Here is a 14,479-nt window from a genome sequence, read left to right as displayed (position 1 = left end):
TTATTGTTTATGCCCGGGCGCTGCGCGCCCGGGTCATTTATTGCACGTGCTATCAGGTAATGATGTGCTGCTGGTTTACAAGCTCGTCGTAGGTGGTCTGAACGTTATCAAGCGTAACGAGCGTAGATTTAGTGTAGGCGGCTCCCGTGCCGTCACGGTCGATGGAGATCACAGTATTGCCACCGCTTTGTGAAACAGAGACATAGTTCCCAAGCGTCGACGCGCTACCGTTCCAGCCCACCAGCAGATCGCCAATGTCGATCTTGTCTCCCTGCGCCAGGGAGAAGTTCGTCCAGTGGTCACCGCCAGCGCTGGTGATGTTGCCCCCCGTTGCGTTACCCGCCGTATTGTTCAACACCTGATAAATCAGCGTGTCGCCATAGGCCGTGCCGCTGATGAGATCGTTATGCTCCGAACTGACAAATTTCGGCGCCATGTTGATGGTGAGCGACGCAGTATCCTTACTACCGTTGGCATCGGTCAGGGTGTAGTTAAAGACCTCCTTGCTGGTAATGGTAGAGAACGATATCCCCGGGTTGAGCGTGTAGGTGTAGCTGCCGTCTGCGGCAATCGCCAGCGTGCCGTAGTGGCCCGTAATGTTCACCTGCGTGCTGCCGGTGTACGGATCCAGCGTGGTGGTCACGCCGTCGTAGCCGGTAATGCTGAGGCGGGTATCCACCGAGTGCAGCTGGTCCATTGCGCCCGCGGAGCCGGTGCCGTCGAAGATATTGCCGTCAACGGTGTGGGTGCCCGTGGCGTCGAACTGCGACAGCGAGTAGCTGGTGCCGGTAACGCTTGGGGTAACGGTGATATTCCCCACCCCCAGCGGCCCCATTTTGCCGGTATAGTTCAGCGTATAGGTTCCTGCCTCCAGATCGAGTCCCGTCAGGTTGATGGTCGCCCTGCCGCCCAGCAGCAGCCCGCCGTTGAACGAGCCGGATCGGATGGTGGTGGTGCCGTTGGTCAGCGTCCAGTCCACCGTTAACCCGGTAAGCGTCAGCAGCGAGGCGACGTTAAACGACAGCACCACGTTATGCAGCGCGGTATTAGGATCCACCACGAAGGTCCCGCTCCCGCTGCCCTGGGTTGAGGCAAGCAGCGCGGCGTTCCAGCTCGCCGAGCCGACGGTGGTATCCGAGTAGGCGGCGGTGCGGTGTACCGAGTTCACGTCCATCGCCGTGCTGACATCGTTCACCGCGTCCATTGGCCGCGCGGTTGGGGTGATGTTCAGCGATGCCGTGTCTTTCGAGCCGTTCGGCGCGGTGATGGTATAAACGAAGGTATCCGGCGTGCTGATGCTGTCAGCACCGACCCCGCTCTTCAGGGTGTAGGTGTACTCCCCGGCCGCGTTGATCCGCAGCGTACCGTACTCGCCGGTAATCTCCGTCAGACCATTGCCGTTCACCGTCACGCCGTTAACGTCGGAGACCACCGTACCCGCCGGTGCGATATCGTCGGACAGCACATCCCCGGTGGTGGACTCGCTCACGCTTGCCACGCTGTAGACATGATCCTGCAAGACGTTCAGCGTGTAGGCCGTCAGCGCGGTGATCCCTGCCGCCGTATTGAGCAGGAACAGGTACTCGCCGGCGGGCAGGTTCAGCGTCAGCTGCGGCGAGGTGCCGCCCAGCAGCGGTGCGCGCAGCCAGCCCGGTTCAACGCGCATCTGCTCGAAGGTCTGCGTCGCATTGTTGAACTTATAGATGTAGAGGTCGAACACCGAGGCCAGCGCCACGCCGCCCACGGAGGCCTGAACGGTCATGGTGCGGGTGGTGCCTTCTTCCACGTTATAGATGATCGGGTTGGCCAGATCGTCCAGCAGGTTCAGCCCCAGCGTATTGCCAAGGTTAATGCCCACCAGGGTAAAGCCGCCCTGCGACGACGGACCGTTATTAATGGCCTCAACGGTCGTATCGAAGGTCAGCGAGGCGGTATCGTCCACGGCCACGATCCCGCTGCTGGTGGCGCCTTCGCCCAGCGACAGAACCAGATTTGCCGAGGCGCTGGTGCCGTTGTGGGTGATGGTGTAGGTAAAGCTCTCCGTGCGGCCAATGACCGAGGCGCTGGTGTTGGTCAGGTTATAGGTATAGCTGCCGTCCAGGTTGATGGTCAGCGTGCCGTACTGCCCCTGAATCACCGTGCCGTCAGCCGTGACGCTGGTGGTGGTGCCCTGGGCGTTGGTGACCGCGGTGACGGTGGTGCCCGCCGGGGCGTTGTCGCTGCCTGCGGTCGGGTCAACGTCGGTGATCACGTTACCCGCAAGGCTGGTGTCGCCGGACACGGTACCTGCGCTGGTCTCTTTCACCGCCACGTCGAGGCTGGTGTAGGAGCCGGTTGCCAGCAGGTTGGTGTTGTAGCTCAGGACGCGATACTGGCCATTTGCCAGGCCGGTCAGGTTGAGCGACACCCCCGCCGCGCCGAGGGTCAACAGGTCAGCGAACTGCGGCTGTCCGGTATCCACCACGGTGGTCCAGGTATTGTTGACGGCGTCAAAGCGCTGCACCACCAGCTCAAGGGTGTTGAGCAGGGAGAGCACGGCACCCGTGGCGTTGGCGTTCACGGCAATATCCGCCGTGCCGCCGCTGCCGACGGTGAAACCTACCTGCGCGGTGTCGTTGCCGAGCAGCGTCAGCACGTTACCCACGGCGCCCACCAGCAGGAAACCGTAGTCGCTGTACTGCGAGTTGGTCACCGTGGCGGTGGTCGTCAGCGCCAGCTCCTCAGCGTTGGTGCTGGCCGACAGCGGCACCACCGGCGCAAGGGCTGAGCCAGGCAGCGAGACGTTGCCTGCCGCATCGGTAGCGGTGATTTGCAGCGTCTGGCCTTCCGTCTGTTTATTGAGGAAGGTGTAGCTCCAGCTGCCGTTGCTGTCCGCCGTGGCGGTGACCGTTGAATTATCCGCCAGGCGGATGGTGACGGTGCTGCCCGCTTCGGCGCTGCCGGTCAGTACACTGCCGTCTGCGTTGAAGGTCCCGGTCGGAGCCGTTGGCGCAGTGAGATCGACAATCACGGTCGTCGGCGTGGAAATCGGGCTGGTGCCCGAGCCGTTGCTCGCCGTGGCGGTGAAGGCATGCTGGCCTTCACTCAGTACCGGCGTGGTGAAGCTCCAGTTGCCGCTGGCATTCGCGGTGACCGTGCCCATCAGCACCCCGTTGTTGTACAGGGTGATGGTCGCGTTCGGCTGCGCCGTACCGCTCAGGGTTGGCGTGGTGTCATCGGTGGTTTTTCCGTTGGTCAGGTTGCCGGTCACCGTCCCGACGTTATCGTCGATGGTGGCGATAACCGGCGCGTTCGGGATCGCCGTGACTGGAGCAATCACGGAGGTTGTAATACCCGCGTTACCGGCCTTATCGGTAGCAAAGACGATGAGGGATTCCCCGCCGGTCTGCGCAGGGGTGATGGTGGCGCTAAAGTTCCCGCTACCGTCAGCGACGGCCGTACCAAGAACGGTTCCGGTGCTGCTGGTGATGGTGACAGTGCTTCCCGCTTCCGCCGTACCGGTCACCTGCGTACCGTTGGTGATCACCGCCAGGCCCGCCGGGGCAGGTGGCGGCGTCAGGTCAACGTTAATCGTGATAATCGGCGATGCCACGCTGGTATTGCCCGCGGCGTCGGTGGCGGTGGCGGTGAAGTTATGTGCGCCTTCCGTCAGCGTGGTGCTGGTTTGCGGCAGCGTCCAGCTGCCGTTGGCATCTGCGGTGACCGTACCCACCAGCGTCGTACCGTCGTAAATACGTACGGTGGAATTGGCTTCCGCCGTGCCGCTTAACGTTGGACGCGTATCGTTGGTTGGGTTGGTGCCGGTGACAGGGCCGGTGACGGTCCCGACATCATCCACAATCGAGGTGATGGCCGGCGCGACAGGGGCGGTGGCATCCACATTGATGGTGTAGCCGCCGGTCTGCGCGCTGGCGTTGCCCACGGCGTCAGTGGCGGAGAAGGTCAGATTGTGCGGCCCGTCAGCCAGCGGGGTAGACGGCGTAAAGCTCCACGCGCCGCCGGTGGCGACAGCGGTGCCAATCTGTACCCCATTATCAAAGATGGTGATCGTCGCGCCGGCTTCTGCCGTACCGGTGAGCGTTGGTCGGGCATCATTGGTTAACCCGCCGTTGGCGACAGGCGTCGCAGCGTTACCGACGTCGTCGGTGATGCTGGTCAGCACCGGCAGCGCTGGTGGCGTGGTATCAATGGTCAGGCTGAAGTCGCCGGATGGTGCGCTGGTGTTGCCCGCCTGATCCGTGGCTTCTGCCGTAAAGGTATGCGGCCCGTTGTCCAGCGGCACGGTGATATCGATGGTCCAGTTGCCGTTGACATCGGCAGTAACGGTGCCCACCAGCGTGTTGCCCTCATAGATATTCACGGTTGCCAGCGGCTCGCTGGTCCCCACCAGACGCGGGAGAGGATCGTTGGTGGTCTGGCCGGAACCGATCGCCCCGGTGATGGTGCCAACATCGTCAATCGCCTGCGTGATAACGGGCGCGACAGGTACGGTCGTATCCACAACCAGCGTGAAGCCCGGTGAGGCAGGGCTGACGTTGCCCGCGGCGTCGGTTGCCGTGGCGGTCCAGGTGTGGCTGCCGTTTGCCAGCGTGCCGGGGGTGAAGCTCCATACGCCGTTGGCATCCGCCACGGCGGTGCCCACCTGCTGACCATTCTCATAAATGGTGATGGTCGCGTTGGCCGCCGCGGTGCCGTTCAGCGTGGGCGTGGTATCGTCTGTGCTTTGCCCCGAAGCGATCGGGCCCAGTACGGTGCCAACGTTATCGGTGGCTGGCGTAAAGACCGGTGCAACGGGGACCGACGTATCCACCGTCAGGTTGAACGGCGGCGAGGTGTCGCCGGTATTGCCTGCGGCGTCGGTGGCGTTGAAGGTAATGGTGTGTGGCCCTTCACTCAGCGCGGTGGTCGGCGTGAAGCTCCAGGTACCCTGGGCGTTGACGACCGCCGTGCCAATTTCCACGTCATCCACAATAACGTGTACCGTTGCGCCCACTTCCCCCGTACCGTTGAAGGTTGGACGGGTGTCGTTGGTGGCCCCGTTGCTGGTGAGGGTTCCCGTTCCCGGGCCCACGTCGTCTATCACCGTCGTGACGACCGGTGCCGCAGGGCCAGCGGTATCCACCGTAAAGGCGAACACTGGGGAGTTGGCGGAGACGTTTCCGACGTCATCGCTGGCGTTAACGCGCAGGTTATACGTCCCGTCCGTCAGGACCGGATCTGGCGTAAAGGTCCAGTTGCCGCTGCTGTCGACCGTGGTGGTACCAATCTCCACGCCGTTATTCAGCACGTGAATGGTGGTGCCCGCCTGGCCGGTGCCGCTAAGGGTTGGCGTGGTGTCATTGGTGACCTGCCCGGCGGTAAGCGGGCCGGTTACGCCACCCGGGGCGTTATCGCTGACCGTATCGATCGTCGGCACCTGTGGCGCCGTCAGATCGATATTGACGCTCCAGACGCCGGACGGCTGGCTAACGTTGCCCTGCGGATCCGTCGCTCTGACGGTAAAGTCATGCGTCCCTTCGCCGAGGGCGGTTTCCGGGGTAAAGGTCCAGGCGCCGGTACTATCTGCTGCTACGGTACCAATCTGCGTGGTGCCATCAAATATGGCGACGACGCTGTTCGGCTCTGCGGTGCCGGTCAGGGTTGGCGTGGTGTCGTTGGTCGGATCGCCGCTTGGTACAGGCGTTGCGGCATTGCCCGCGTTATCCGTCACGCTGGTTATCACCGGCGTGGTGGAGACGGTATCGACAACGATGGTGATCCCTGCCGATGGGGTGCTTTCATTCCCTGCCGGGTCAGTGGCGGTGACGGTCAGGGTGTGACTGCCGTCATCCAGCGCAGGCGGCGTATAGCTCCAGGTGCCGGTTGGCCCGACGAGAACGGTGCCCAGCGGGTCGCCGTTATTGTAAATCGTAATGGTGTCTCCGGCCGTGCCTGTCCCGGTGAGAGTAGGACGGTTGTCGTTGGTGCTCTGCCCGTCGGCGATAGGGCCAGTAACCGGACCCACGTCATCGGTCACCGCACCGATGGCTGGCGCTGTCGGGGCGGTGAGGTCGACGGTGACGGTCGCGATCGGCGACTGCCCGCTGGTCTCGCCGGTGGTGGTATTCGTGGCGGTCACGGCAAAGGTATGTGGCCCTTCCGTCAGCGGCAGGAGCGGCGTGTAGCTCCAGTTGCCGTTGGTATCCGCAACGACAGTGGTCACCGGAAGCAGCGATCCATCCTGATAAATGGCGATCACGCTGCCCGGATCGGCGGTGCCGGTAAGGGTAGGCGTGGTGTCATTGGTGGTTTTATCTTTCACGTCGCCCGTGACGGGATCGACGTCATCGTTGATTGCCGTAATTACCGGTACCGCAGGCAGATCGAGCGTGGACTCCGGCACGTCAAAGGTGGTTGACGGGCTGGCGTTTCCTGCTGCGTCCGTGGCGATCAGCGTCAGCGTGGTGGCATCCAGCTGGGCCGGGGAGAGGGCGATGGAGAAGGAGCCTCCCGTCGCAACGCCGGTTCCGATGATATTGCCGTTAGCGTCACGTACCGTCACGGTGGTGCCATCTTCCGCCGTACCGGTCAGCGGCGTACCCTGCTCGGCGATATCGATATTCGTTGGCGTTGCAGGCGGCAGCGTATCCACCGTCACGCTGAGATCGCCGGAGCTGACGGAGGTATTCCCCGCGGCATCACTCGCCGCGACCGAGAAGGTGTGCGGCCCTTCCGCGAGCGCAGGGTCGGCGGTCCAGGACCACGTCCCGTTCGGCTGAACCACCACCACGACCGGAGAGGCGACGCCGTCAACGGTGACCGTTACGTTCGAACCCGGCTCGCCGATTCCGGTAAGGGTTGGGGTGCCGTCACGGGTGTAGAGCACGCTGTTCGCCAGCTGGCTGTCAGAGACGGCGTCAATTTGCGGCACGGTTGGCGTCTGGGTATCGACCGTCACGCTAAAGACCGGGCTGACCGGGCTAAGGTTACCCGCATCGTCCACCGCGGCAACGGTGATGTTCAGCGGGCCGTCGGTTTGCGTTGGCAGGGTATAGGACCATTGACCGTTGACGACATCAACGCGATCCACTTCCACGCCGTTGTTGTAGATGATCACCGTCTCGCCGGTGGTGCCGGTGCCGCTCAGGGTTGGCGTGGTATCGTTAGTAGACCCGCCGTTCTGCGCGCCAGCGATGTCGCTGATGACCGGGGTAGTCGGATCAAGGGTATCTACCGTTATCGTGATACCGGCTGATGGCACTGATTCATTGCCGGCTTCATCGGTGGCGGTCGCCGTGTATTCGTGCGTCCCCTCACCAATGTTGCTATCCGGACGCCAGGTCCAGTTGCCGTTACCGTCTACCGTGACGCTGCCTACGGCCTGCGGCGCGCCTGTTCCCACCTGGTCATAGATGGTAATGACGTCGTTTGGCGTACCGGTGCCGCTCAGTATTGGACGCGGATCGTTGGTGGATCCGCCATCGGCCACCGGACCGGTGATCTGGCTCACGCTGTCCGTCACCACCGGAACACCCGGCGCGGCAGGTGCGTCGCTGTCAATGGTAATGGTCACCGGCGTGGACGGCGCACTTTCATTTCCGGCGCTGTCCTGATTGGTCACCGTCAGGGAGAGATCGTAGGTGCCGTCAGGCAGCGGAGGGTTCGGCGTCCAGGTCCAGTTGCCGTCACCGTCGATCTCAGCTTCACCAATTTTGGTGGCGCCATCGTAAATGTTCACGGTATCCCCCGGCGTGCCCGAGCCACTCAGGGTTGGCGTGGTATCGCGGGTAGTTTCCCCCGGATTCAGGGCAGTACCTGGCGTGCCGCCGTCCGGGTTGACGGTGATGTCAGGAATATCCGGCGTTGCAGGCGCGCTCGTGTCGATAGCCAGCTCAAACGGCGGCGAAATGGTGGTGTTACCCGCCTCATCCGTGGCGTGGACCGTTAGCGAATGCGGACCCTCCGTCAGCGGCGTGGTTGGCGTAAAGCTCCAGCCGCCGCTGCCGTCGAGCACGGCCGTGCCGAGCAGGGTGGTACCGTCATAGATAGTGATGGTGGTGCCTGCCGGTGCGGTACCCTGCAACTGCGGCAGCGTATCGTCGGTAGTATCCCCGCTGTTAAGCGGAACCTGTACTGGACCAATATTATCGGAGACGGTGTCAATGGTGGCCGCCGGTGGCGGCGTTGTATCGACGGTAAAGGTAAAACCGCCAGAAGGTGCGCTGGTGTTGCCGGCCGCATCGCTCGCGACGACGGTGAAGGTATGCTGACCGTTCACTAATGGCGTGGTGGGCGTAAAGGTCCATGCGCCGGCGCTGTTAACGAGGGCAGTACCAATATCCTGCCCATCCAGACGGATCGTTACGGTGGTTCCCGGCTCGCCGGTACCGTTCACGGTAGGGAGCGTGTCGTTGGTGATGTCATTGCTTTCCAGTGCCCCCGTGCTGCCCGGCACGTCATCAATGACTTGCGTAATGGCGGGGGCGCCCGGAACGGCGGTATCCACCGTGATGCTCCAGGTGTTCGATGTCCCGCTGAGGTTGTTGTCGGCATCAACCGCGGTCGCCGTCAGCACGTGCCCGCCGTCCGGCAGCGCGGTAGTCAGCGTGATGGACCACTGGCCGTCAGGCCCAACCGTACCGGTGCCAATGACGGTAGTGCCGCTGTAAAGGGTGATGGTGGTACCTGGCTCGCCCGTTCCGTTGATGGTTGGCGTGCTGTCGTTGGTGAGACCGTTCTGGCTGACGGGGCCGGTATCGCCTGGCGCATCATCCACCACGCCGGTAATGACCGGGGTTTGCGCCGCGGTGATGTCCGGCGCGTCAAACGGCGCGGTCGGACCGGTGTTGCCGGCGGTATCGGTGGCATCGGCGGTCAGGGCTTCGCCGTTGGCTTTCGGCGGGATCAGATCAACGCTGAAATTACCCTGATCGTCGGCAACCGCTTCCCCGACCTTCACGCCATTTTCACGAATGGTCACGGTGCTGCCCGGCTCGGCTGTACCGGTCACCGTGGTGCCGTCGGCAGAGATAACCACATTTTCCGGCGCCTGCGGCGGCGTGCTGTCTGGCGCGTCGGCAAAGCCGGACGGACTGGTGTTGCCGCTGCCGTCCGTAGCCGTCACTTCAAGGGCCTCGCCGTTGGTCTGGGCTGGCGAAATCGGGATAGTGAAGGTGCCATCCGGGCCGGCGGTGGCCTGGCCGATGGTCGTACCGTCTGGCGCTTTAATGATAATCGTGCTGCTTGGTTCGGCGGTTCCGCTGACGCTTGCCCCGTCTTCTGCCACCACAAGGTTACCCGGTGCGGCAGGCGGGGTGATATCTGCGGCGTTAACCAGCGCCGGTGAACTCTGGTTGCCTGCGGCATCGGAGGCGACCACGGAGATGATCTCGCCGTTCACTTGCGCAGGGTTCAGGTTGGCGACGTAGTTGCCGTTGCTGTCGGCAGTGGCGGTCCCGATTTGCACCCCGGCGTTGTTGGTGATGACAATTTTACTCCCCGGCTCGGCGGTACCGGTGATTTGCGTGCCTGTGGCGTTGAGCGTCGCAACCGGCATGTCTGGCGGCGTAAGATCGACGGTAAAGTTGAGCGGTTGAGACAGCCCGCTCTGGTTTCCTGCCGCATCGGTTTCGCGCAGGGTAATCGAGTGTGCACCCTCTGTCAGCGGCGTTGTCGGCGTGATGCTCCAGGTACCGTTCGGCAGAACGGTGGTGCTGCCAATCGCTACGCCGTTATCGTAAACCGTAATCGTGCTGCCCGGCTCTCCTCGGCCCGTCAGCCGCGGCTGCGACTCGTCGGTAACCTGTCCGGCGGTAATCGCGCCTTTCAGTCCTCCGGTATCGTCATTAACGATAAATCCTGTTGGCGCCGGCGGGGTGGTGACATCCACCGTTACGGTAAAGGCCGGCGAAGCCGGACCGGTGTTACCGGCAACGTCGGTGGCGCGTACGGTAAGCTGGTGGCTGCCTTCGCTCAGGTTTACTGACGGCGTAAAGCTCCAGCTTCCGTTGCTGCCCACAACCGCGGTGCCAATGGCAATGCCGTTGTCATAGATGGTGACCGTCGAGCCCGCTTCTGCCGTACCGGTGAGCTGCGGGCGCGGATCGTTCGTGGTGCTTCCGCTTCCGAGCGTGCCGGTATTGGGCGCAACGTCATCGGTTATGCTGACGATCGCCGGTGCGCCAGGCGCGACAGTATCCACCACGAAAGTTACCGCCGTGGACGCCGGGCTGGTATTGCCTGCGGCATCGGTCGCGGTGGTGGTAATAGCGTGGTTTCCTTCAGACAGGTTGGTCGACGGGGTAAAGCTCCATTTACCGCTGGCATCGGCCGTGGCGGTACCGATCGGCTTGCCATTGTCATAGAAGGTAATGACGGTGCCGGCTTCGCTGATGCCGCTGAATGTCGGGCGTGCATCGTCCGTACGCTGTCCATTGCTCAGCGGGCCCACGTCGGTGCCCACGTTATCACTGACGGCAACAATCTGCGGCGCATCCGGCGCGGTGAGATCCGGTGCCGTGACCTGGCCGCCCTGGCTGGTGTTGCCGGACGGATCGGTGGCGGTGGCGGTGATCTGCTCCCCGTTGGTGAGCGGCGTACCGAGATCGATAGTAAATTTACCGTCGCTGCCCGCCTTGCCCGTTCCGATGGTGTTGCCGTCGGCATCTTTCAGGGTCACGGTGCTGCCCGGCTCAGCCGTACCGGTCACGGTTTTGCCGTCAGGTGAAACCTCCAGATTGGCGGGCGCATCCGGCGCGGTGAGATCCGGTGCCGTGACCTGGCCGCCCTGGCTGGTGTTGCCGGACGGATCGGTGGCAGTGGCGGTGATCTGCTCCCCGTTGGTGAGCGGCGTACCGAGATCGATAGTAAATTTACCGTCGCTGCCGGCCTTGCCCGTTCCGATGGTGTTGCCGTCAGCATCTTTCAGGGTCACGGTGCTGCCCGGCTCAGCCGTACCGGTCACGGTTTTGCCGTCAGGTGAAACCTCCAGATTGGCGGGCGCATCCGGCGCGGTGAGATCCGGTGCCGTGACCTGGCCGCCCTGGCTGGTGTTGCCGGACGGATCGGTGGCAGTGGCGGTGATCTGCTCCCCGTTGGTGAGCGGCGTACCGAGATCGATAGTGAATTTACCGTCGCTGCCGACCTTGCCCGTTCCGATGGTGTTGCCATTGGCATCTTTCAGGGTAATCGTGCTGCCCGGTTCAGCCGTACCGGTTACGGTTTTGCCGTCAGGTGAGACCTGAAGATTGGTGGGGGCATTCGGAGGCGTAGTATCAGGTTCGGAAGGATTTCCCGGATTGCCCGGATTCGGGTTGTTGTTATCGTCATCTCCGCCCCCTCCACCGCCGGTTCCCGCCGCGATGGCAATCCCACCTGCGACGGCCAGGCCACCCAGCACCCAGGGCCACGCTGCGGCGCCGCCGGCATCGCTCCCTGACGCCGCCAGTAATGCATCGGTGGAGGCGATGGATTCATAGGTCGCGGCACCGGTTGGATCTTCAATCCACCACAGCGCGCCGTCACTCTCCTCAAGTACCAGCTGGCTTACGCCCTGCGCATCAGTGACGTAGAAATTCTTGAGGGTAATCACTTCGCCCGAATTGAGGGTGATCACCAGATCGTTTCCGCTGCGGGAGTAACCTGCGATGTCGGCTCGATCCACATTAAGCTTAACGACAGATGAGTGATCGAGTGTTATCTGTGTCCCTTCCGTGGTCGTTTCCACGCCAGTTAATTTAGATATAACAGATATTTGGCTCATACAGTTATTACTCCAGCAGAGTTATTGGTTACGGCGTGTCAAACAAGGCCATCGTTTCTGAAGGGATGAGCGCGCTCCCGGCGAAAATACTGTTTAAAAAACAGAATTTACCGTCACTTTCTTTAGCGCGACCGATGCCCGCCAGGATTAAAAGTGGCAACCTCAGGGCAAAGCTAATTATTTAGTCAGGAAACTGTTGTTTATTTATATATTTGCGATTTGTAAGCCTTATTATTTGTGCAGGTATTGATTTATTTCGTTATGAAAATGATATAGCTATAAATGTCTGAATATGCAAATTAAGCGAACGTAAACCCAGCGCGGCTATTGCAGGGGAAGTTAATTGATAGCATGAATATATTTCGTTCGCTACAAGGGCGTGTGGCGCAAGGGTTTTGGCGTAAAAGGTGCAACCCTTAAAATGGGGCTGGCAGGGCGATAAAAATAATTAAAATGTGCACTATATATATAATTTGGGTTAGGTTTAATTGCTGCTTAATTGCGGTTTAAGTTAAGGTAAATTATCTGGTGTATGATATATTTAAAATTATCTCATTTATAAAATATATTTCTATGGGGCCTTTGATTTCTGCTACTCAAAAAATAAAGTGATTTCTTCTCAAGTTTAATAAATAAAAGACCACAAATGTGGCCTTTCAGAAGTAACCGGTTTTAGCCGAAAGAAATTAGACCAATTTCCACCAGGGCGGCTAATGTCAAAAGAATAAAGAGGATAACGACCATTGGTCTGTGCATTTTTACGGTTCCATCCTTGTTTGAAGTCCTGCCCATCGTGTCCTTTGTCATTTTCCATGGTAACGCTGTGCTGTCGTTGATGCTCATCAAAAGGACGCGGTAGAGTGAGGAAAATCTGCCGTTTATCGCTGAGCAGGATGCGTAGCGGGGAGCTGGCGCCACTGGCGGATGTGCTCGATCAGGGCTCTGAGCTTGGGGGCCATATTGTGGCGTTGGGGAAAATAGAGATAGAAGCCAGGAAAAGACGGAAGAAACGCATCCAGTAAGGAAACCAGCTGTCCTGATTCAATGTAAGGTGCGAAGGTATCCTCCGTGGCAAAGGTTATGCCACCGCCGGCCAGCGCGAGACTGAGCATAAGACGCAGATCGTTAGTCGTGATTTGTGGTTCAATTGCCACATCGAAAGGGACGCCTGCTTCCTCAAATTCCCAGCGATAGGGGGCAACGTCCGGGGAAGGGCGCCAGCCGATACACCGATGAGCGACCAGCTCTCGGGGATGCGCCGGTGCACTGTGCGTCGCCAGATAGGAAGGTGAAGCCACCACCCGTTCACGCTGCTGGCCCGTAAGGGGAACGGCGATCATGTCTTTTTCGATAACTTCGCCCAGCCTCACCCCTGCGTCATAGCCCGCCGCCACGATATCGAATTCCTCATCTGACACGAAGACATCAAGCGATACCGCAGGATGCGCTGCCGCAAACGAGGCGAGCAGGGGACCAGAAAGAAACGCTTCCGCAATTGAGGTGACCGCGATCCTGAGCTGTCCGCGCGGTGTGCTGTCTGACGTGACGTCGTCAAAGGCCGCTTCAATGTTGGCGATGGGTCCCTGCAACGATTTATGCAACCGTTCACCCGCTTCGGTAAGGCTTACCGAGCGCGTCGTGCGCATTACCAGCAGGCTCTGAAACCCATCTTCGAGACGTCTTATCCCCTGGCTGACAGCGGAACGGGTGATGCCCAGCCGCCCGGCGGCCGCGCTGAAGCTGCGCTCTTCGGCGACCGCCAGAAAAAGCGGTAACAAATTAAGATCAATTTTCATTGTTTAACATCGCTAACCAGTGAGTCCAGTAAAAGCAGGATACAAGAAATAATGGTGAGACTCTATGATTGCTTTGAACTCAACTGAAGGAGTAAAACATGAACAAAGTGATCTTAATTACCGGTGCCTCCAGCGGTATTGGAGAAGGTATTGCCAGAGAGCTGGGCAGGGCAGGCGCAAAAGTATTCCTCGGGGCACGCAGGCTGGATCGCATCCACGCCCTGGCTGAAGAAATCCGCAGCGCAGGAGGGGAGGCAGAGGCGCAGGAATTAGACGTAACCCGCCGCCAGTCGATGGCTGCCTTCGTTCAGGCAGCACGGGAAAAGTGGGGCCGCATTGACGTACTTATTAACAACGCGGGCATTATGCCCCTCTCTCCGCTTTCGGCAGGCAAGCAGGATGAGTGGGAACGCACCATTGACGTGAATATTAAAGGCGTACTGTGGGGAATTGGCGCGGTTCTGCCGATTATGGAAGCCCAGAACTCAGGGCAGATCATTAATATTGGCTCGATCGGTGCCTTATCCGTCGTGCCTACGGCCGCCGTTTATTGTGCGACCAAATTTGCGGTCCGGGCCATTTCCGATGGTTTGCGTCAGGAAAGTTCGAACATCCGCGTGACCTGCGTCAACCCTGGAGTGGTGGAAAGCGAACTGGCTTCGACCATTACGCACGAAGAAACCATGGCGGTGATGGATGCGTACCGGGCTATTGCCCTCAAACCGGCTGATATCGCCCGCGCCGTGCGCCACATCATCGAGGCGCCTGAGAGTGTCGATACCACCGAAATCACCATCAGACCTACAGCATCCGCAAACTAACGTAGCGGGTCAGGCATCAGCCTGACCCCCGTCACCCTCTTACCACGGCTGTTCGGTCGGCATAATAAACAGCTCTGCCACGTCCACATGTTCCGGTGCCTGCAAACCCGAAAAAAACGAGG

At 60.5% G+C, this 14,479-nt stretch carries 3 protein-coding genes; 1 reads left to right on the top strand and 2 read right to left on the bottom strand.

The features are described 5' to 3' along the window. Positions 1–52 precede the first annotated feature (52 nt). Positions 53–11,740, bottom strand: a complete 11,688-nt coding sequence (locus A3466_RS18405) for a BapA/Bap/LapF family large adhesin (protein WP_063451805.1) — start codon at positions 11,738–11,740, stop codon at positions 53–55. Between the two features lie 878 nt (positions 11,741–12,618). Continuing rightward, complete coding sequence (locus A3466_RS18400; RefSeq protein ID WP_063451804.1) at positions 12,619–13,536, bottom strand: LysR family transcriptional regulator; 918 nt, start codon at positions 13,534–13,536, stop codon at positions 12,619–12,621. A gap of 98 nt (positions 13,537–13,634) precedes the next feature. On the opposite strand from A3466_RS18400, the gene A3466_RS18395 reads away from it, so the two are divergent. Continuing rightward, the gene (locus tag A3466_RS18395; RefSeq protein ID WP_063451803.1) at positions 13,635–14,357 is read left to right on the top strand and encodes an SDR family oxidoreductase; all 723 of its coding nucleotides are present in this window, start codon (positions 13,635–13,637) and stop codon (positions 14,355–14,357) included. The last annotated feature ends 122 nt before the right edge of the window (positions 14,358–14,479 follow it).

It is taken from the genome of Enterobacter genomosp. S, from assembly GCF_001631805.1.
In the GTDB taxonomy this organism is placed as follows: Bacteria; Pseudomonadota; Gammaproteobacteria; order Enterobacterales; family Enterobacteriaceae; genus Enterobacter; species Enterobacter quasihormaechei.
Note: the sequence above shows the minus strand (reverse complement) of the source record. Positions and strands in the feature narration are given on the sequence as shown.